Raw genomic sequence first — 19,406 nt, 5'->3', positions numbered from 1 at the left:
GCAATTGATTGTTTATGTCGGAAGCAAAGAAACACACCACCGTGCCCTGCCCCACCTGCGGCAAACCCAGCCGCTGGGCAAAGGACAACCCATGGCGGCCCTTCTGCTGCGAACGCTGCAAGCTGATCGACCTGGGGGAATGGGTAGCGGAGGAAAAACGCATCCCCGGTCCGCCGCTGGAGGATATCCCCAGCAATGATGACGGACAGGATTGAAAGAGCGCCACGGAATACACGGAAAGCACGGACATGTCTATTGCTACTACCGTGGCGCTGCGCGCCCGGCAGTAGCACATAACATTTATATTTGCATTTCCGTGTATTCCGTGGCGCTCTTGTATCACTCAGTCTCGAACGAAAACACCGCCCGGTAACGCCGGCCGCTGTCGGCCTCGATGTCCACCACCGCCTGCCAGTCGCTGCGCCCGCTCGTGCACACGGGCAGCGTGGCCACTCCCTGCCAGACGTGATCCGCATCCTGCGCCAGCCGGTAGCGGTTGCGGCCCATGTCCATGCCGATCATCTCGAAGTCCACCTCGACCTGCTCCGGCTGCTCGCCCGCGGGCAGGCTGGCCGTGACGCGGATGGCGAAGGGACGCATGACCGGCACACCCGGCCCCAGTTCCAGGCTGATGCGGGCGCCGTCGGCACCGGCGGTGCAGACGCCGCGATCCACCCGACAGTCAGTCTCCAGCAGCTGAAGGTCAACCGGCTGCAGTTGCAGTGCGGGCGGCTGCGGGCGGCCAAGATAATGATAGGCCAGCAGGGCACCGACCAGCAGCACCAGCAGCCAGCCGGCCCAGGCCAGGGCTTTCAGGCGCGCGGATTTCATTGCAGTTCCTCGTCCACCGGCTCCGGCCACAGGCCGCGGATGGCGGCTACCCCCTGGCCACCGTGGCTGCGCGCGGTCCCGACATCAGCCGGCGTCATGCCGCCCAGGGCATAGACCGGGAGAACGGCCGACTCACAGGCTGCGGCAAAACCGTCCCAGCCCAGGGGGGCGGCATCCGGGTGAGTGCGCGTGGTCTGCACCGGTCCGAGCACGGCGAAGTCCAGACCGAGTTCACCGGCGCGCGCCAGCTCGGCGGGCGTATGGCAGGACACGCCCACCCACCTGTCCGCCGGCAGCGGCCGCTGTTTCAGTGTCAGCAACTGGGCCGCGGTCAGGTGGATACCGTCCGCGTCCGGCGGCGGTGTGAGGGATCCCGTATTCAACAGTATGCGCGCTCCATGGCGATGAACCAGTTCAATGGCGGCTTCGATCAATGCCGCCGGCCGGGCCTGTTTCATCCGCAGCTGTACCAGTGTGACACCCTGGGCCAGCGCCCGTTCCAGGGCCGCCAGAAAGCTTTCCGCCGACGCCGGCTCGGGGGTGATCAGATAGCGGGCGGGCAGCTGCAGGGCACGCAGGATGGGACCGTTGGCCGCGGGAAAATCCAGACCATCCAGCTCATTCACACTCACCCAGCGCAGCGGCTGGCCCTCGCAGCCCTGCGGCTCGCCCGACCAGTCCCGCACCTCGTACACCTCCAGCCGCACTTCGCGATCGGGATAGCGGTAGGGGATGCGGATCAGGGGCTCGGCCCGTGCGACCCGGATACCGAGTTCTTCCCGGATCTCGCGCCGCAATGCGTCCAGTGCCGGTTCGCCCGGCTCGCATTTGCCGCCGGGCAGTTCCCACAGGCCGCCCTGGTGGGCCTGGTCATGGCGCCGGCTGACGAGGATGCGGTCCTGCGCGTCCCGGATAACGGCCAGGGCAACCGCCACCCGGGACCTTTCAGGTTCGGTATTCGGCGTTGATGCGCACATAGTCGTAGGACAGATCCGTGGTCCAGACGCTTTCGCTTGCCTCGCCCCGCCCCAGGTCGATGCGAATGGCGAACTCCTCCTGCGCCAGCACCCGCTGGCCCGCGGCCTCGGTATAGTCTTCTGCCCGGCCGCCGCCGCGCACGATACAGACATCGTCCAGATGGATCTCCACCCGCTCCAGCGCCAGGTCCTCGAGCCCGGCGCGGCCCACCGCGGCCAGGATGCGGCCCCAGTTGGGGTCGCTGGCGAACAGGGCCGTCTTCACCAGGGGGGAATGGGCCACGGTGTAGCCCACCTGCAGGCACTCGGCGCTGCCGGCCCCGCCACTGACCTCCACCCGCACGAACTTGGTCGCCCCCTCGCCGTCACGCACGATGGACTGGGCCAGAAACCGGAAGACCTCGGTCAGCGCTTCGGCAAAGGCCGTCCAGTCCGGTGTGCCGCGCTCGAGCCGCACGCCGCTGGCGCCGCTCGCCATCAGCATCAGGGCGTCATTGGTGGAGGTGTCGCCATCGACCGTGATGCGGTTGAAGGAACGCTCGGCGGCCTGCACCAGCAGGCCATGCAGGTCGGGCGCCTCGATGCCGGCATCGGTGCCGATGAAGGCCAGCATGGTAGCCATATCGGGACGGATCATGCCCGCGCCCTTGGCGATGCCGGTGAGGGTCACTTCGCGCCCGCCCAGGCTCAGCTTGCGCGAGATGCCCTTGGGCACGGTGTCGGTGGTCATAATGCCGGCGGCGGCATCGAGCCAGCCGTTCGCGTCCAATCCGGACAGGGCTGCGGGCAGGCCGGCCAGGAGGCGGTCCAGCGGCAGCGGCTCGCCGATCACGCCGGTGGAAAAGGGCAGCACCTCGGCCGGCGTGACCCCGGCCTGCACCGCCAGCTCGCGGCAGGTATCGGCGGCGGCATCGAGCCCACGCTGGCCGGTGCCGGCATTGGCGTTGCCGGTGTTGATGACTAGGTAGCGCGGCGCGGCTTCCAGCAGGTGGTTGCGCGCGACCACCACCGGGGCGGCACAGAAGGCGTTGCGGGTGAACAGGCCCGCACAGTGGCTGCCTGGGGCCAGCTCGATCACCACCAGGTCGCGGCGACCGGGCTTCTTGATGCCGGCCTCGGCCGTGCCCAGGCGGATACCGGGCACCGGGAGCAGGGATTCGGGAGGGGTCAATCCAACAGCCATGATCAATCACTCAAAAGCAAGAGCGCCACGGAATACACGGAAAACACGGACAAGTAAAAATTGCCCCAGCATATGCTGGTCGGGTCAGCCCATCGGGTGTAACCCGACCTACAACCCACAACCTGGCCGTCATTCCCGCGAAGGCGGGAATCCAGTGCCAGGGAGGGCCGACAACCGCTGGATCCTCGCCTTCGCGAGGATGACGCAGCTTAATGGTTGGATGCTTGTCCGTGCTTTCCGTGTTTTCCGTAGCTATCGAGGGGTTTGAAATTCAGGACAGTTTGCCGTGGCACTGCTTGTACTTCTTCCCTGAGCCGCAGGGACAGGGTTCGTTGCGTCCGACCTTACGGCCGTCGCGTACGAAGGGCGTGTGCTCCTCGTCAGCGCCTTCGCCCGTGGGCGGTGCAGCGGGATCCGGCTCCTGGCCCTGCAGGGCATCGGCCTCGGCGTGCTGGAACTGCATGGGCGCGGTCTGCTTGCGCTGTTCGTCGACCGCCTGCACGTCGCTTTCCTCACGCACCTGCACCTTGCTGAGGATACCGACCACCTCGTGCTTGATACGCTCGAGCATGGCGGTGAACATCTCGAAGGCCTCGCGCTTGTATTCCTGCTTGGGATTCTTCTGCGCGTATCCACGCAGGCCGATGCCCTGGCGCAGATAGTCCATGGCGGCCAGGTGCTCCTTCCAGGCCTGGTCCAGTACCTGCAGCATCACCGACTTCTCGAAGTGACGCATCACCTGGGCGCCGGCCAGCTGTTCCTTGTGCCGGTAGGCCGCGACCAGCTCGTCGAGAATTTTCTGGCGCAGGCTCTCCTCGTGCAGGGTATCGTCCTCGTCCAGCCACTGCTGCACCGGCATCTTCTGGCCGAACTCGTCCTCCAGTGCCCGCTCCAGGCCGGGGATATCCCACTGCTCGTCCAGGCTGTCCGGCGGGATGTAGCCGTCGATGAGCTGGTTGACCACGTCGGTGCGGATCTGGTCGATGGTTTCGCTGACATCGTCCGAACCCATCAGCTCGCTGCGCTGCTCGTAGACCACCTTACGCTGGTCGTTGGCGACGTCGTCATATTCCAGCAGCTGCTTGCGGATGTTGAAGTTGTGCGCCTCGACCTTGCGCTGGGCGTTCTCGATGGCCTTGCTCACCCAGGGATGTTCGATGGCCTCGCCTTCCTTCATGCCCAGCTTCTGCATCAGGCCGGAGACCCGCTCGGAGGCGAAGATGCGCATCAGGTTGTCTTCCAGCGACAGGTAGAAACGGCTGGAACCGGGATCGCCCTGACGCCCGGCGCGGCCGCGCAGCTGGTTGTCGATGCGCCGTGACTCGTGCCGCTCGGTACCGACGATGTGCAGGCCGCCGGCATCCAGCACCTGCTGATGGCGGGCCTCCCATTCCTTCCTGGCACGCGCCAGGGCGGTCTCGTCGGGGGTCTCGCCCAGTGCCTCCAGGTCGGCGTCCAGGCTGCCGCCGAGCACGATGTCGGTGCCGCGGCCGGCCATGTTGGTGGCGATGGTGACCATGCCGGGGCGGCCGGCCTGGGTGATGATGTGGGCCTCGCGCTCGTGCTGCTTGGCGTTGAGCACCTCGTGGTCGATGCCCTGTTTTTTCAGCAGCTCGTGCAGGTGTTCCGAGGCCTCGACCGAGGCCGTGCCCACCAGCACCGGCTGGCCGCGCTGCTGGCAGTCGCGGATATCCTCGATGATGGCGTCGAACTTCTCCTGCGTGGTCAGGAAGACCAGATCGCCCATGTCGTTGCGGACCATGGGCCGGTGGGTGGGGATGACCATCACCTCGAGCCCGTAGATCTGCTGGAACTCGAAGGCCTCGGTGTCAGCGGTGCCGGTCATGCCCGAGAGCTTGTCGTAGAGGCGGAAATAGTTCTGGAAGGTGATGGAGGCGTAGGTCTGGCTCTCGTTCTGGATCGGCACCCCTTCCTTGGCCTCCACCGCCTGGTGCAGGCCCTCGGACCAGCGCCGGCCGGACATGGTACGGCCGGTGAACTCGTCGACGATGATGATCTCGTTGTCACGCACGATGTAGTCCACGTCGCGCTGGTACAGGGCGTGGGCGCGCAGGCCGGCATTGAGATGATGCATCAGGGTCAGGTTGCCCGCGTCGTACAGGCTCTCGCCCTCCTTGAGCAGGCCCTGCTTGATCAGCAGTTCCTCGACATGCTGGTGACCGCTCTCGCTCAGGTGCACCTGCTTGTTCTTTTCATCGACGCTGTAGTCGCCCTCGCCTTCCTCGTCTTCCTGCCTGACCAGTTCCGGGATCAGCTTGTTGATCGTGACATAGAGATCGGTGTTGTCATTGGTCGGGCCGGAGATGATCAACGGCGTGCGCGCCTCGTCGATCAGGATGGAGTCCACCTCGTCGACAATGGCGAAATTCAGTTCGCGCTGCATGCGGTCTTCCATGCGGAAGGCCATATTGTCGCGCAGGTAATCGAAGCCGAATTCGTTGTTGGTGCCGTAGACGATGTCGCTGGCATAGGCCGCGCGCTTGTCCTCCTGCGACAGGCCCGGCACCACCACACCGGTGCTCAGGCCGAGAAAAGCGTAGAGTTTGCCCATCCACTGGGCGTCGCGCCGGGCCAGGTAGTCGTTGACCGTAACGATGTGAACACCCTTGCCGGGCAGGGCGTTGAGATAGGCCGCGAGTGTCGCCACCAGGGTCTTGCCCTCACCGGTGCGCATCTCGGCGATCTTGCCCTGGTGCAGCACCATGCCGCCGATCAGCTGGACGTCGAAGTGGCGCATCTCCAGTACCCGCCGGCCGGCCTCGCGTACCACGGCGAAGGCCTCGGGCAGCAGGTCGTCCAGCTTCTCCCCCGCCTCCAGCCGCTGCCGGAACTCGTCGGTCTTGGCGCCGAGCTGCTCATCGGACAGGGCCTGGATATCATCCTCAAGGGCATTGATGCGGGCAACCACCTTGGACATGCGTTTGACCATGCGGTCATTGCGGCTGCCGAAGATTTTCTTGATCAGATTGCTGGCCATGGATCTACTTTGAACGGGTCCGGTTCCGGGCAGAATGGGCCATGATACCGCATGTCGGGGGAAAGGTCAGGGGGGGAGGAGGGATGGGAGTAAGGAGTGAGGAGTGAGGAAAACCGGAAGAGAGGTTTTACTCCTCACCCCCTCACTCCTCACTGGAGAATCACGACCGTTTGGCCCAGACGAACCGGGCCGGATCGACGGACTTGCCGTGCTTGAGCACCTCGAAATGGACATGCGGACCGGTGGAGCGGCCGCTGGAGCCCATCCTGGCAATCGCCTGGCCGGGCCTGACGTGCTGGCCAACCTCGACCAGCAGGTCCCGGTTGTGGCCGTAGCGGGTGACATAGCCGTTGCCATGATTGATCTCGACCAGGTTGCCGTAGCCGTAGCGGCTGCCGGACCAGGTCACCACGCCGGCGCCCACGGCCACCACCTCGGTGCCGGCCTTGCCGGCGAAATCCACGCCGTCGTGCCAGGCCTGCTTGCCGGTGAAGGGGTCGGTGCGCTTGCCGTAGGCCGAGGACATCCAACCGCTGGTCACGGGGCGACCGGTAGGCACACCCTGTTCCCTGAGCGAGCGGGTACGAACCACGGATTCCAGCGCCAGCAGCTGCTGTTCACGGTCATTCAGCACCCGGGAGAGCTTGTCCAGCTGCTCGATGAAGTCCGGCACGGCATAACCGGCCGCGGCCTCGGCGGCGGGGCCGCCCTGCGGCGGGATCTGCTCGAAGTCGAATTCGCCCTGATCGATGTCGGCCATCTCCACCAGCCGCTGGCCCAGGCCTTCCAGACGCAGCACCTGGCCCTGCAGCTGGCCCAGGCGCATGGCCAGCGCATCCAGGTGCGCCTGCGACTCCTGCCTGGCCTGTTCGATGGCCCGCTGCTGCTCTTGGGCCACCTCGAGCCGCCAGTGGGGGCCGGCCGCCAGCCGCTCCTGCGGCTGGATCTGCGCCAGCTGGAACCCCAGATAGACCAGGCTCGCCGCCAGGAACAGACCCAGGCTCAGCAGCGGGACATAGATCCGGGGGCGGCTGAGATTGAGACTGCCAGGACGTCCGTGTAGATTGGTGAAGAGAATGATGTTCATGCGCGTGCGCTACTCTAAGGTTTTTGAGACCTGTTTACAAATTCGATGCCAGTCCTTCCATGAAAACACCCGGCACCCAGTCTATCGGCCGTTACCTGCGAGGTATTGAGACCTCCGGAGGGGTGTCCCTGCGCCAGGCCCTGACCGCGCACGCCGCGCTCGAGCAACGCCTCCTGGCCCAGCTCCCCGCGCCCCTGCAGGCGCACTGCAGGCTGGGGCAAATCCGGAATAATACTTTGATTTTAATAGTAGATTCTGCTGCCTGGGCAACTCGTCTGAGGTTCCTGACGCCGCAGCTGATCAAGCAGTTCGCAGGCGATGATTCCGTGACGGTGGACAAACTGGAAGTGCGAATCCGGCCACAGAACCAGCCTGCCGCACCCCCGCCTGCGGCCCGCTCACCCGCCCGGCTGTCTCCCGAAAATGCGGCCCTGATCACATCTCTGGCCCGAAGTATCGGCGACAAAAAATTGTCGCAGGCCCTGCAGCGGCTCGCCGGCCGCGGCAGTGGAACCAACCGGCGCTGACAAACGCAAAAGGCCCGCAGCTGCGGGCCTTTTGCCGTGGACAGGGAGCCGCGGCGTCAGGCCGAGGGCACCGGCCGCAGGTAGGCAACCGGGGCGGCGGCGGCCTCGTCCTCGAAACTCACCGTCTCCCAGGCCTCGGCGTCGGCCAACAGCGCCCGCAGCAGCCGGTTGTTCAGGGCGTGGCCGGACTTGTGACCATGGAAGGCACCGATCAGGCTGTGGCCGAGCAGATACAGATCGCCGACCGCGTCCAGGATCTTGTGCTTGACGAACTCGTCCTCGTAACGCAGCCCGTCCTCGTTCAGTACCCGGTAGTCATCCACCACGATGGCATTGTCCAGGCTGCCCCCCAGCGCCAGCCGGCGCTCGCGCAACTGCTCGATCTCGCGCATGAAGCCGAAGGTGCGGGCCCGGCTGACCTCGCGCACGAAGGAGGTGGTGGAGAAGTCGATCTCCACGCACTGGGCATGGCCGTGAAAGACGGGATGGTCGAAATCGATGGTAAAACCCACCTTGAAGCCATCGAAGGGCTCGAGGCTGGCCCACTTGTCACCCTCTTCGACCCGCACCGGCCGTTTGATGCGCACAAAGCGCTTGGGCGCGTTCTGCTCCTCGATGCCGGCCGACTGCACCAGGAAGACGAACGGCCCGGCGCTGCCGTCCATGATCGGCACCTCGGGCGCGCTCAGGTCCACCCAGGCATTGTCGATGCCCAGGCCGGCAAAGGCCGACAGCAGGTGTTCCACCGTGGAGATGCGCGCCCCGTCCCGCACCAGCGAGGTCGACAGGCGGGTATCGCCCACATTGTCCGGGCTGGCCTTGATCTCGACCGGCGGCTCCAGGTCGGTACGCCGGAACACGATGCCGGTGTCGGGTGCGGCCGGGCGCAGGGTAAGGAACACCTTCTCGCCCGTATGCAGGCCCACGCCGGTGGCCCGGATGATATTCTTGAGAGTGCGCTGTCGGATCATGGACGTTTCATTACCTTGACTGATGGGTGGCGGTACAGTTACGCCACGAATGAATCGGCGTGATGCTAACACAGCCTGAATGCGGCCGGACGTGACTTTGGTCAAGTCGGTCACAGCAGCAGGAGGATACCCCGCTGACAGGTCCGATACAGGCAATATCCAGGCCAGCACCACCAGCTTTCCCGCCATCGCACCGGGATTTCCGAATAAACGACCGCGACGAGCAGCCCCGGCTCGAGGAGACGAAGCCAAGGCCGGCGCCATCCGCCGCGGCCCAACCCTTCGGGATCCACCGACCCCGCAGCCCTCAGCCGCCCCGGCGTCCGGTCCGCCGGAGCCGACGGACGGCTCAGTCCGCCTGGCGGCGCAGAAATGCCGGAATATCCAGGTACTCCAGGTCGTTGTCGTAGTTCTGAGCGGCCGAGCCGTGGTCTGCACCGGCGGCCCGCTTGCGCATCACGGTGGGCCGGTTCAGCTGCTCGTAGTCCACTTCGCCGTTGTTCTTCTTCTCCACCAGCTTGACCGTGGGCTGCTCATCCGGCCGGTTGGCCTGGGCCGGCCGGCCCAGGCCCGTGGCCACCACGGTCACCCGCAGTTCATCGCTCATCTCCGGATCGATGACGGTGCCGACCACGACGGTGGCGTTCTCGGAGGCGAACTCCTTGACCGTGTTGCCGACCTCCTCGAACTCGCCGATGGACAGATCCATGCCGGCGGTGACATTGACCAGGATGCCGGCCGCGCCCAGCAGGTTGATATCCTCCAGCAACGGACTGTTGACCGCGGCCTCGGCAGCCTCGCGCGCGCGGTCCTCGCCGCGGCCCACGCCGGTGCCCATCATGGCCATACCCATCTCGGACATGACGGTGCGCACATCGGCGAAGTCCACGTTGATCAGGCCCGGCCGGGTGATCAGCTCGGCGATACCCTGCACCGCGCCCAGCAGCACGTCATTGGCGGCCTTGAAGGCGTCCAGCAGGCTCATGTTCTTGCCCAGCACGCTCAGCAGCTTCTCATTGGGAATGGTAATGAGCGAGTCCACGTACTGGCCCAGTTCCTCCATGCCCTTGTGCGCGACATCCATGCGCTTGCGCCCCTCGAACGGGAACGGCTTGGTCACCACGGCCACGGTCAGAATGCCCATGTCGCGCGCCACCTGGGCCACGATGGGGGCCGCCCCGGTGCCGGTGCCGCCGCCCATACCGGCGGTGATGAACAGCATATCCGAACCCTCGATGGCCTCGGCGATGCGATCGCGGTCCTCCATCGCGGCCTGGCGGCCGACTTCCGGGTTGGCGCCGGCGCCCAGCCCCTTGGTGATGCTGGAACCCAGCTGCAGGGTGACCGGCGCCGAAACATTCTGCAGCGCCTGGGCGTCGGTGTTGGCGCAGATGAAATCCACACCCTCGATACAGGCCTCGACCATGTGCTGCAGCGCGTTGCCGCCGCCGCCGCCGACGCCCATTACCTTGATTACAGCGTTCTGGCTGTATGCATCCATCAGTTCAAACATTGCTCGTCTCCTCGATTACACTTGATGGTTAAGTGACACTTCGCCCCGGACCGACCGGGGATCCCGTGACTGCGTAACTAGAAATTTCCCTGGAACCAGCTCTTCATCCGGTCCAGGACCCCGCGAAATCCCCGCCCCTGGATGTCCAGGTTGCGATGGGACTGATTCTGATTACCGAACAGCAACAGACCCACACCGGTGGCATAGATCGGATTGCGCACCACGTCGGCCAGGCCCGCGATGTACTGCGGCATGCCCAGACGCACCGGCATGTGGAACACCTCCTCGGCCAGGTCCACCAGGCCTTCCATCTTGGAGCTGCCGCCGGTCAGCACGATGCCGGCGGCGACCAGGTCCTCGAAGCCGCTGCGGCGCAGCTCCGACTGCACCAGGGTGAGCAGCTCCTCGTAGCGTGGCTCCACCACCTCGGCCAGGGTGTGGCGTGCCAGACGTCGCGCCGGGCGGTCACCGACGCTGGGCACCTCGATGGTGTCGTCGGCGGTGGCCAGCTGGGTCAGGGCGCAGGCGTACTTGATCTTGATCTCCTCGGCATGCTGGGTCGGCGTGCGCAGGGCCACGGCGATGTCGTTGGTCACCTGATCGCCCGCGATCGGGATCACCGAGGTATGCCGGATGGAGCCTTCCGTGAACACGGCCATGTCGGTGGTGCCGCCGCCGATATCGACCAGGCACACGCCCAGCTCCTTCTCGTCCTCGGTCAGCACCGAGTAGCTCGAAGCCAGCTGCTCGAGGATGATGTCGTCAACCTCCAGCCCGCAGCGGCGCACGCACTTGATGATGTTCTGGGCCGCGCTCACCGCACCGGTAACCAGGTGCACCTTGGCCTCCAGGCGCACGCCGGACATGCCCACGGGTTCCTTGATGCCTTCCTGGTTATCGATGATGAATTCCTGGGGCAGGATGTGCAGGATCTTCTGGTCGGCGGGAATCGCCACCGCGCGGGCGGCGTCGATGACCCGCTCCACGTCGCCCGGCGTGACCTCCTTGTCGCGGATGGCCACAATGCCATGCGAGTTCAGGCTGCGGATGTGACTGCCGGCGATGCCGGCATAGACCGAGTGGATCTGGCAGCCGGCCATCAGCTCGGCTTCCTCGATGGCCCGCTGGATGGAATGCACCGTGGACTCGATGTTGACCACCACGCCCTTCTTCATCCCGCGCGAGGGATGCGAGCCGATGCCGATGATCTCGATGCTGCCCTCGGGCAGCACCTCGCCGACGATGGCGACCACCTTGGAGGTGCCGATATCCAGCCCCACGATCATGTTCTTTTCCGACCTTTTCGTCATATCAACCCTCATGCCGTCGCGGTGTCCCGGCTGTCTTCCAGTGCACGGCAAAGCCATTGCTGTAACGCATGTCCACGCCGCGCGCCGGCTGCGGCGCGGCGGCGAAGACCCGCGGATAGATATCGATGAACAGCGCCATCCGCCGCGCCTCCTCCTGGCGGCCGAGCCGGATCTGCATGCCGTTGTCCAGTTCCACCCGCCAGGCCCGCCGTGCATCCAGTTCAATCGCCGCCGGGTGGCGGCCGATCTGCTGCAGGGCCTGACGGAACTCGATATAGCGCCGGATCACCCGCTCACGCAGGCTGATCGGACCGGCCAGCCTCGGCAGGGCGGCGAACTCCGCCACATTCTCCGGCTGGAACAGCTCGCCCCGGGCATTGAGCAGACCGTCCTCACCCCAACGCGCCACCGGCACCTGCTCCTGGATGCGCAACTGCATGCCGTCCGGCCAGACTCGCCGCACCGCGGCCTCGGCCACCCAGGGCAGTTTGGCCAGGCGCTGCTGGACCGTGCCGACCTCGACCCCGAAAAAACCATGGCGAAGCATGTCCCGGGTCGCCTCGGCAATCTGCTCATGACGCAGATGCCGGAACTCGCCCTCGATCTGCACCTCGCGCACCGGCCAGGCATGCGGATCTCGCAGCCAGTCGAGCAGCTGATAAACCCCGGTCAGCGCCAGCACCAGCACCACCGCGGCCAGACCGTTGCCGAGCAGCGCCAGCCAGCGTCGGGAGGGCGCCTGTTCCGCTTCGCGCCTGATCGCCTGTCCGGGTTTCTTCCTGCTCATCGCTTCGCATCCTCGCTGGTCTGCAGTATCCGCAGCACCAACCGGGTGAAATCGATACCCGCCTCGCGTGCCGCCATCGGCACCAGGCTGTGATCCGTCATACCGGGCACGGTGTTGACCTCGATGAACCAGGGCTGGCCCTGGCCGTCCAGCATCAGATCCACCCGGCCCCAGCCGCTGGCCGCCACTGCCGCGAAGGCCGCCCGGGACTGCACCTGCAGTTCGGTTTCCCGCGCCGCCGGCAGGCCGCAGGGACACAGGTAGCGGGTGTCGCCCGCGCTGTACTTGGCGGCGTAGTCATAGAAACTGTGCGGTGTCTCCAGCTTGATCAGGGGCAGCGCTGCAGCGCCCAGCAGGGCAGCCGTGTATTCCTCGCCCTCGATCCAGCGCTCGACCAGAACGTCGGTGTCAAAGCGCGCGGCCTCCTGCCAGGCCGCCAGCAGGCTGTCCGCTGTCTCCGCCCGGGTCATGCCCAGGCTGGAGCCTTCGTGCGCCGGCTTGACGATGACCGGAAACGTCAGACCTGCCTGCGCCTGCTGCAGTTCAGCTTCCGTGCGCACCACGGCGAACTCCGGCGTGGGGATGCCGGCCGAGCGCCAGATCTGCTTGGTGCGGATCTTGTCCATCCCCAGCGCCGAGCCCAGTACGCCGCTGCCGGTATAAGGCAGGCCCAGCGTTTCCAGCGCACCCTGCATGACGCCGTCCTCGCCGCCGCGACCGTGCAGGGCGATGAAAACGCGTTCGAAACCCTCGCCCTCCAGGCGCCGCAACACCCCCGGCTCGGCCGGATCCAGCGCCTGCGCATCGACCCCTGCCTCGATCAGCGCGGCCTGCACAGCGCGGCCGCTTTTCAGCGATATCTCGCGCTCGGCCGAGGTGCCGCCCAGCAGCACCGCCACCTTGCCGAAGGCGGTCGGATCGATATCGGTGGCGGTCTGCGCCGGGCTCACGCGTCTGCCTCCGTCGCCGCGATACCGATGATGCGCACTTCGGTATGCAGCTCAATGCCGAACTGTTCGGCCACCCGCTGCTGTACATGGCCGATCAGTTGTTCGATCTCGGCCGCCGTCGCCCCGCCGGTGTTGATAATGAAGTTCGCATGCTTGTCCGACACACAGGCCGCGCCGATGCAGTAGCCTTTCAGTCCGCAGGCCTCGATCAGACGTGCGGCGTGATCGTTCTCCGGATTGCGGAACACCGAGCCGCAGCTGGGCTGGCTGGTCGGCTGGGTTTCGTTACGCCGGGCCAGAAGCTGTCTGACATCTGCCTGCGCGGCCGAAGCTTCGCCCTGGTCGAACTGCATGTGCGCCGCCACGAACCACTCGCCGGCCGTCCCCTGTACCGTGCGGTAACCGACCGCGAATTCAGCGGCCTCACGCCGCCGGATGCAGCCGTGACGGTCGATGGTCTCCACCGCCACGACCCGCGTCCAGGTCTCGCCGCCGAAGGCCCCGGCATTCATCGCCAGGGCGCCGCCGACGGTGCCGGGGATGCCGGCCAGGAACTCGCCGCCGGCCAGATCATTGCGGCCGCAGAAGCGGGCGAGCCGGGCGCAGCTCACACCCGCCTCGACCCGCACCCCGCCGTCTTCCAGCAGCTCCATCCGGTTCAGGCCGCTGAAGGGAGCGATCACCACGCCCGGGATACCGCCGTCGCGGACCAGCAGGTTGCTGCCGAGCCCCACCCAGACGATCTCCTCGCCCTCCGGCAATCCGGACAGGAAGTCCGCCAGGTCCTCGAGATCGGCCGGCTGATACCAGACCCGGGCCGGGCCGCCGACACGCCAGGTGGTATGACGCGACATCGGCTCGTCGTGTCGCAGCACGCCGCGCGGTTCCGGTCTATGTGTACTCGCCGCCATCATGAATGCTTGTTGCCGCTCCGAATCCGGCCCGCATAGCGCGAGGTCAGGGCGCGGGTGCCGCGACCCGACCCGGTCTGTACGTCCTCTTCCCTGCGGCGCTCGCACAACACGGCCAAGCGGCTTCTGAGCGCCTCGCCGCACCCCATGTGCAAACGCAGATGTGTCCGCTGTCCCATTGGCTTACCTCCCCGTCTCCGTCGCCCCGGCCGGCCACAGCGCTTCCAGCCGTGCCGGCACCGTACCGATATCCCCCGCCCCCAGGGTGAGCACCACATCCCCCGCCTCCAGCACCCCGCCCAGAACCTCGGGCACCTCGTCCACGCCTTCGACAAACACCGGATCCACCTTGCCGCGGGCCCGCACGGCGCGGCACAGGGCACGGCCGTCGGCGCCGGCGATGGGTGTCTCGCCGGCGGCATAGACCTCGCACAGCAACAGCACGTCCGCCTGCGCCAGGGCCTGACTGAAGTCCTCGAACAGATCGCGGGTACGGGTGTAACGGTGCGGCTGAAACACCACCACCAGGCGCCGCTCGGGCCAGCCGGCCTTGATGGCCGCGAGCGTGGCGCTGATCTCGCTGGGGTGATGGCCATAGTCGTCGACCAGCAGCATCGGTCCGGCCGGACTCTGCAGCTCGCCGTGGAACTGGCTGCGCCGGGCGATGCCGCTGAAGTTGCTCAGGCCCGCCCGGATGGCGGCGTCCGGAATGCCCAGTTCGTCGGCAACCACCACCGCCGCCAGGGCGTTGAGCACGTTGTGCCGGCCCGGCAGGTTCAGCACCACCGGGATGCTGTCCCCGCGTCCCTTGCGGTGCAGGTTGAAATGCATCTGCAGGCCGCGCTGTTCCAGCCCCGTGGTGTAGAGATCCGCCTCGGCCGAGTCGATCGAATAGGTGCGGAAAGGCCGGGTAACCTCCGGCAGGATGGCGCGTACGCCGGCATCATCCAGACACAGCACCGCCAGCCCGTAGAAGGGCAGGTGGTGCAGGAACTCGACGAAGGTCTGGCGCAGCCGGCCGAAATCGCCGCCGTAGGTCTCTAGATGATCGGCGTCGATGTTGGTGACGATGCCGATCATGGGCTGGAGGTAGAGGAAGGAGGCATCGGATTCATCCGCCTCGGCCACCAGGTAGCGACCGGTGCCGAGCCGGGCATGGCCGTCGGCGCTGTTGAGCTTGCCGCCTATCACATAAGTGGGATCCATATCCGCCTCGGCCAGCAGGCTGGCCACCAGGCTGGTGGTGGTGGTCTTGCCGTGGGTGCCCGCCACGGCGATGCCGTAGCGGAAGCGCATCAGTTCAGCCAGCATCTCCGCGCGCGGCACCACCGGGATACGCTGCCCGCGCGCAGCACTCACCTCGGGGTTGGCCTCGGTCACCGCGCTGGAGACCACCACCACGTCCACGTCGGCAACCTGCCGTGGATCGTGGCCGGGAAAGACGGTCGCGCCCAGTGCCTGCAGCCGCTGCGTGACCGCATTGCTGCGCAGGTCCGAGCCCTGCACCTGGTAGCCCAGGTTGAGCATCACCTCGGCGATGCCGCTCATGCCGGCGCCGCCGATGCCGACGAAGTGCACCCGGCGCACCCGGCCCATGCCCTGGGGCTGTCCCGCGGTCAGGCTGTGCGCATCGATCATGCCGCCCTCCCCGCCGCCAGTTCCAGGCAGCTGTCGGCGACCCGGCGGGCCGCGTCCGGCAGGGCCAGGTCGCGCGCCGCACGGGCCATGGCCAGCAGCCGCCGGCGGTCGTTCAGCAGTTCTGCCAGCAGGGCATGCAGACGCTCGACGCTCAGCTCGGTCTGCTGGACCAGCACGCCGGCACCGGCCTCGCTGAGGTAACGGGCGTTGCCGGTCTGGTGATCGTCGACCGCATGCGGATAAGGCACCAGGATCGCCCCCACGCCGGCGGCGGCCAGCTCGGCCACGGTCAGTGCCCCGGCCCGGCAGATCACCAGATCGGCCCAGGCGTAGGCCTGCGCCATGTCCTCGATGAAGGCCTGTACCTCGGCCGCGACACCGGCCTCGGCATAGGCCTGGCGGGCAGCTTCAATATCGCGGCTGCCCGCCTGATGCCGGATCATCGGCCGGGCGTCAGCGGCCATTTCGGCAATCGCGGCGGGCACTGTACGGTTGAGCGCGGCCGCGCCCAGGCTGCCGCCGAGCACCAGCAGATGCAGCGCCTCGGAGCCACGCGCTGCGAAGCGGGCCTCCGGCGCCTCCAGGGAGGCGATGGTCTCGCGCACCGGATTGCCCACCTGCCGAACCGGACCCCTGGCGCCGAAACTGCCGGGGAAGGCCACCAGCACCCGTGCCGCCAGCGGTGCCAGCAGCCGATTGGTCAGCCCGGCCACGGAATTCTGTTCATGGATGATCAACGGACGGCGGCTGAGCCAGGCCATGATCCCGCCCGGACCCGTAACAAAACCGCCCATGCCCAACACGGCGCGCGGCCGCACCCGGCGCATCACCCGCCAGGCCTGGTACAGGGCATGCGCCAGCATCAGCGGCGCGAGCAGCAGTTTGAGCACCCCCTTGCCGCGCAGACCGCTGACCTCGATCCACTCCACCGGATAACCGGCCGCCGGCACTACCCGCGCCTCCAATCCCTTGCGCGTACCCAGCCACACCACCGGCACCTCGCGGCGCGTCAGCTCGTCGGCCACCGCCAGTGCCGGGTAGACGTGCCCACCGGTGCCGCCGGCCATGACCAGCACGGGTGCCTGTGCCGTCACGGCGTTCATGCGCGTCGCTCCCGGCCGCGCCGGCGCGGCCGCCGGCGGTCGCCATTGAGGTTGTGCACCGAACAGCGGGTCTCGTAGTCGATGCGCAGCAACAGCCCGATGGCGATGCACATCACCAGCAGGCTGCTGCCGCCGTAGCTCATCAGCGGCAGGGTCAGTCCCTTGGTCGGCAGCAGCCCCATGTTCACGCCCATGTTGATCAGCGCCTGCAACCCGATCAGGGTCCCGATGCCATAGGCGAGGTAGGCGGCGAAGGGCTCGTCGGCCTGCCGGGCCACAGCGGCGATGGCGAAGGCGCGCCAGACCAGGAAGGCGAACCCGGCCAGCACCAGCACCACGCCGAACATGCCCAGTTCCTCGGCCAGGATGGCGAACAGGAAGTCGGTGTGCGCCTCGGGCAGGTAGAACAGCTTCTGCACGCTGGCACCCAGGCCGACACCGAACCATTCGCCGCGGCCGATGGCGATCAGCGACTGGGTCAGCTGATAGCCGCTGTTGAAGGGATCGGCGAAGGGATCGAGGAAGGCGGTCAGACGCGCCATGCGATAGGGCGAAGAGACCGCCAGCAGGGCGAAGGCGCCACCGGCCAGGGCCACCAGGGCACCGAACTGCCACAGCCGCACCCCGGCCAGGAACATCATGATCAATGCCGTGGTGACCAGCACCACCATGGCGCCGAAATCCGGCTGCGCCAGCAGCAGCGCGGCCACCAGCACCAGCATCAGCATGGGCTTGAAGAAGCCGCTGAACTGTTCGCGCACCTCCTCGGCCCGGCGCACCAGGTAGCTGGCCAGGTAGATCAGCATCAGCAGCTTGACCGGCTCGGAGACCTGCAGGTTGACCGGCCCGACACCGATCCAGCGGGTACTGCCATTGACCGTCTTGCCCACGCCGGGAATCAGGACCAGCGCCAGCAGACCCAGGGCCAGGAACAGGGCAATCATGCCGAAGCGCGACCACAGGCTCAGGCGGATGCCGAAGACGGCCGCCGCCGCGAGCAGGCCCACGCCCATGTAGGCCGCCTGGCGCAGGACATAATAGAAGGGCTGCTGCAGCTCCCGGTCGGCCGGCGTGATGGAAGCAGAGGCCACCATCACCAGCCCCAGCCCCATCAGGGCCGCGGTCACCAGCAACAGGCCGGTATCCAGCCGCGGGCAGCGCAGTCCCTGCCCGGTGCCGCTCCAGCCCAGACGTGCCAGCAGCGCGTTCATTCCAGCCGCTCCCGGACCGCGGCGCTGAAACGCTCGCCCCGGTCCTGGTAGTCGATGAACATGTCCTGGCTGGCGCAGGCCGGCGAGAGCAGGACGGCGTCTCCCGGCAGGACAAACTCCGCGGCGGCGGCCACGGCCGCCTCCATGGAATCGACCCGCCGTACCGGCACACAGCCGCCCATGGCCGCCTCGATCCCGGCGGCCGCCTCGCCCAGCAGCACCAGGGCGCGGGCGTGCGCACACAAGACCGGGCGCAGCAGACCGAAATCCGCCCCCTTGCCCTGGCCGCCGGCGATCAGCACCAGCGGCCGGTTGAAACCGGCGATGGCGGCCAGGGTGGCGCCGATGTTGGTGGCCTTGGAATCGTTGTACCAGTCCACGCCGTCGCGGCCGCCCACCCACTGGGTGCGGTGCGCCAGCCCGCCGAAATCGCGCAGGGCCTCCAGCATCGCTGCCCGGGGCAGACCGATGGCCGTGCCCAGCGCCAGCGCGGCCAGGGCATTGGCCAGATTGTGGCGACCCACCAGCCTGAGTTCGCCGGCCGCCAGCAGCGGCTCCTCGCCCCGGCACAGCCAGAGCTGCCCGTCACGCTCGCGCAGCCCGAAATCCTCCGGCCCGGGCGCCTCCAGGGTAAACCCCAGCGTGGGCCGGTCGCTGTCGGCCAGCGAACAGGCCACCGGATCGTCCAGATTGACCACCCGGGCGCCCGCATTCCGATAGATACGGGCCTTGGCCGCGGCATAGGCGTCCAGGCCCGAGTAGCGGTCCAGGTGATCGGGACTGATGTTCAGCACCACCGCCGCGGCGGGCGAGAGGCTTTCCACGGATTCGAGCTGGAAGCTGGACAGTTCCAGCACGTACAGGTCCGGCTCCGGATCCTCGATCAGCTCCAGCGCCGGCGTGCCCAGGTTGGCGCCGGCACGCACCCGGTGGCCGGCCGCCCGCGCCATCTCGTGCACCAGGGTGGTGACCGTGCTCTTGCCGTTGGAGCCGGTGATGGCGATCACCGGCGCGTGCGCGGCGCGGGCGAACAGCTCGATGTCGCCGATGACTTCCACGCCACGGCTGCGTGCCTCGGCGATCAGCGGATGCGCGAGGGACACACCCGGGCTGACCACGATCTGCTCGGCATGGGCGAAGGCCTCCGCGTCGAAACCGCCGAGGAACAGGGCAACATCCGGCAGCTCCTCGCGCAGTGCCTGCAGGCAGGGCGGCTCGGTCCGGGTGTCGGTCACCGCCACCTGCAGCCCCTGGCGCGCCAGATAACGCGCACAGGACAGCCCGGTGCGGCCACAGCCGACCACCAGTACCTTGGTTGCGAGGTTCGGTTCAGCGTCCATTGTCGTCAGCGCCAGCGTCATCACCCGTTCGCGTCAGAGCACCAGCCACAGCAGGGACATGAACAGGAA

Annotated in this window: 17 protein-coding genes; 2 read left to right on the top strand and 15 right to left on the bottom strand. The window is 67.1% G+C overall.

The features are described from left to right. Positions 1 to 14 precede the first annotated feature (14 nt). Complete coding sequence (gene yacG, locus D6C00_RS11635; protein ID WP_125181863.1) at positions 15 to 215, top strand: DNA gyrase inhibitor YacG; 201 nt, start codon at positions 15 to 17, stop codon at positions 213 to 215. A gap of 124 nt (positions 216 to 339) precedes the next feature. Here the strand turns inward: yacG and D6C00_RS11630 are convergent, their stop codons facing one another. The 5 genes from D6C00_RS11630 to D6C00_RS11610 all read right to left on the bottom strand — a co-directional run bounded on the left by D6C00_RS11630 (position 340) and on the right by D6C00_RS11610 (position 7,076). After that, positions 340 to 831 carry a hypothetical protein gene (locus D6C00_RS11630; RefSeq protein WP_125181862.1) on the bottom strand — a complete coding sequence of 164 codons (492 nt, stop codon included), beginning with the start codon at positions 829 to 831 and terminating at the stop codon, positions 340 to 342. After that, a complete protein-coding gene (locus D6C00_RS11625; RefSeq protein WP_241546858.1) occupies positions 828 to 1,766 on the bottom strand; it encodes a Nudix family hydrolase in 939 nt (312 codons plus the stop codon). Before D6C00_RS11625 ends, D6C00_RS11630 begins: the two co-directional genes overlap by 4 nt. A gap of 10 nt (positions 1,767 to 1,776) precedes the next feature. Next, positions 1,777 to 2,991, bottom strand: coding sequence for a bifunctional glutamate N-acetyltransferase/amino-acid acetyltransferase ArgJ (argJ, locus tag D6C00_RS11620; protein WP_125181860.1), 1,215 nt, complete (start codon positions 2,989 to 2,991; stop codon positions 1,777 to 1,779). Between the two features lie 271 nt (positions 2,992 to 3,262). Next, positions 3,263 to 5,989, bottom strand: a complete 2,727-nt coding sequence (secA, locus tag D6C00_RS11615; RefSeq protein ID WP_125181859.1) for a preprotein translocase subunit SecA — start codon at positions 5,987 to 5,989, stop codon at positions 3,263 to 3,265. 160 nt (positions 5,990 to 6,149) lie between these two features. Then, positions 6,150 to 7,076: a M23 family metallopeptidase gene (locus tag D6C00_RS11610; RefSeq protein ID WP_125181858.1), complete on the bottom strand. Its 927-nt coding sequence runs from the start codon at positions 7,074 to 7,076 to the stop codon at positions 6,150 to 6,152. A 59-nt stretch (positions 7,077 to 7,135) separates the two neighbouring features. Here D6C00_RS11610 and D6C00_RS11605 point away from each other — a divergent pair, with 59 nt between their 5' ends. Further along, complete coding sequence (locus D6C00_RS11605; RefSeq protein WP_125181857.1) at positions 7,136 to 7,603, top strand: DUF721 domain-containing protein; 468 nt, start codon at positions 7,136 to 7,138, stop codon at positions 7,601 to 7,603. Between the two features lie 56 nt (positions 7,604 to 7,659). On the opposite strand, the gene lpxC is transcribed toward D6C00_RS11605, so the two are convergent. The 10 genes from lpxC to murD form a co-directional block, all read right to left on the bottom strand. Further along, entirely contained in the window at positions 7,660 to 8,574 is a 915-nt protein-coding gene (lpxC, locus tag D6C00_RS11600; protein WP_241546857.1) for a UDP-3-O-acyl-N-acetylglucosamine deacetylase, read from the bottom strand. Positions 8,575 to 8,923: 349 nt separating this feature from the next. Continuing rightward, positions 8,924 to 10,087 (bottom strand): cell division protein FtsZ, encoded by a 1,164-nt coding sequence (gene ftsZ / locus D6C00_RS11595; RefSeq protein WP_125181855.1) that lies wholly within the window; start codon positions 10,085 to 10,087, stop codon positions 8,924 to 8,926. A gap of 77 nt (positions 10,088 to 10,164) precedes the next feature. After that, entirely contained in the window at positions 10,165 to 11,397 is a 1,233-nt protein-coding gene (gene ftsA / locus D6C00_RS11590) for a cell division protein FtsA (RefSeq protein WP_125181854.1), read from the bottom strand. A 1-nt stretch (position 11,398) separates the two neighbouring features. Next, positions 11,399 to 12,184, bottom strand: a complete 786-nt coding sequence (locus tag D6C00_RS11585; RefSeq protein WP_125181853.1) for a cell division protein FtsQ/DivIB — start codon at positions 12,182 to 12,184, stop codon at positions 11,399 to 11,401. Next, positions 12,181 to 13,134 carry a D-alanine--D-alanine ligase gene (locus D6C00_RS11580; RefSeq protein ID WP_241546856.1) on the bottom strand — a complete coding sequence of 318 codons (954 nt, stop codon included), beginning with the start codon at positions 13,132 to 13,134 and terminating at the stop codon, positions 12,181 to 12,183. The genes D6C00_RS11585 and D6C00_RS11580 overlap by 4 nt, the downstream gene beginning before the upstream one ends. Next, a complete protein-coding gene (murB, locus tag D6C00_RS11575; RefSeq protein ID WP_125181852.1) occupies positions 13,131 to 14,045 on the bottom strand; it encodes a UDP-N-acetylmuramate dehydrogenase in 915 nt (304 codons plus the stop codon). The genes D6C00_RS11580 and murB overlap by 4 nt, the downstream gene beginning before the upstream one ends. A 183-nt stretch (positions 14,046 to 14,228) precedes the next feature. After that, entirely contained in the window at positions 14,229 to 15,683 is a 1,455-nt protein-coding gene (gene murC, locus D6C00_RS11570; RefSeq protein WP_241546855.1) for a UDP-N-acetylmuramate--L-alanine ligase, read from the bottom strand. Continuing rightward, the gene (gene murG, locus D6C00_RS11565) at positions 15,680 to 16,786 is read right to left on the bottom strand and encodes an undecaprenyldiphospho-muramoylpentapeptide beta-N-acetylglucosaminyltransferase (protein WP_125181851.1); all 1,107 of its coding nucleotides are present in this window, start codon (positions 16,784 to 16,786) and stop codon (positions 15,680 to 15,682) included. The genes murC and murG overlap by 4 nt, the downstream gene beginning before the upstream one ends. Then, positions 16,783 to 17,997, bottom strand: a complete 1,215-nt coding sequence (gene ftsW / locus D6C00_RS11560) for a putative lipid II flippase FtsW (protein WP_125181850.1) — start codon at positions 17,995 to 17,997, stop codon at positions 16,783 to 16,785. Before ftsW ends, murG begins: the two co-directional genes overlap by 4 nt. Then, positions 17,994 to 19,337 carry a UDP-N-acetylmuramoyl-L-alanine--D-glutamate ligase gene (murD, locus tag D6C00_RS11555; RefSeq protein ID WP_125181849.1) on the bottom strand — a complete coding sequence of 448 codons (1,344 nt, stop codon included), beginning with the start codon at positions 19,335 to 19,337 and terminating at the stop codon, positions 17,994 to 17,996. The genes ftsW and murD overlap by 4 nt, the downstream gene beginning before the upstream one ends. Between the last annotated feature and the right edge of the window lie 69 nt (positions 19,338 to 19,406).

This window comes from Thiohalobacter thiocyanaticus, from assembly GCF_003932505.1.
Taxonomy (GTDB): domain Bacteria; phylum Pseudomonadota; class Gammaproteobacteria; order Thiohalobacterales; family Thiohalobacteraceae; genus Thiohalobacter; species Thiohalobacter thiocyanaticus.
This window is presented reverse-complemented; position numbering and strand designations above follow the sequence as displayed.

What these genes read in the sequence shown, in the direction of transcription:
- yacG (WP_125181863.1), top strand. Translation starts at nt 15, where the DNA reads ATGTCGGAAGCAAAGAAACACACCACCGTGCCCTGCCCCACCTGCGGC.
- D6C00_RS11630 (WP_125181862.1), bottom strand. Translation starts at nt 831, where the DNA reads ATGAAATCCGCGCGCCTGAAAGCCCTGGCCTGGGCCGGCTGGCTGCTG.
- argJ (WP_125181860.1), bottom strand. Translation starts at nt 2,991, where the DNA reads ATGGCTGTTGGATTGACCCCTCCCGAATCCCTGCTCCCGGTGCCCGGT.
- secA (WP_125181859.1), bottom strand. Translation starts at nt 5,989, where the DNA reads ATGGCCAGCAATCTGATCAAGAAAATCTTCGGCAGCCGCAATGACCGC.
- D6C00_RS11610 (WP_125181858.1), bottom strand. Translation starts at nt 7,076, where the DNA reads ATGAACATCATTCTCTTCACCAATCTACACGGACGTCCTGGCAGTCTC.
- D6C00_RS11605 (WP_125181857.1), top strand. Translation starts at nt 7,136, where the DNA reads ATGAAAACACCCGGCACCCAGTCTATCGGCCGTTACCTGCGAGGTATT.
- lpxC (WP_241546857.1), bottom strand. Translation starts at nt 8,574, where the DNA reads ATGATCCGACAGCGCACTCTCAAGAATATCATCCGGGCCACCGGCGTG.
- ftsZ (WP_125181855.1), bottom strand. Translation starts at nt 10,087, where the DNA reads ATGTTTGAACTGATGGATGCATACAGCCAGAACGCTGTAATCAAGGTA.
- ftsA (WP_125181854.1), bottom strand. Translation starts at nt 11,397, where the DNA reads ATGACGAAAAGGTCGGAAAAGAACATGATCGTGGGGCTGGATATCGGC.
- D6C00_RS11585 (WP_125181853.1), bottom strand. Translation starts at nt 12,184, where the DNA reads ATGAGCAGGAAGAAACCCGGACAGGCGATCAGGCGCGAAGCGGAACAG.
- murB (WP_125181852.1), bottom strand. Translation starts at nt 14,045, where the DNA reads ATGGCGGCGAGTACACATAGACCGGAACCGCGCGGCGTGCTGCGACAC.
- murC (WP_241546855.1), bottom strand. Translation starts at nt 15,683, where the DNA reads ATGATCGATGCGCACAGCCTGACCGCGGGACAGCCCCAGGGCATGGGC.
- murG (WP_125181851.1), bottom strand. Translation starts at nt 16,786, where the DNA reads ATGAACGCCGTGACGGCACAGGCACCCGTGCTGGTCATGGCCGGCGGC.
- ftsW (WP_125181850.1), bottom strand. Translation starts at nt 17,997, where the DNA reads ATGAACGCGCTGCTGGCACGTCTGGGCTGGAGCGGCACCGGGCAGGGA.
- murD (WP_125181849.1), bottom strand. Translation starts at nt 19,337, where the DNA reads ATGGACGCTGAACCGAACCTCGCAACCAAGGTACTGGTGGTCGGCTGT.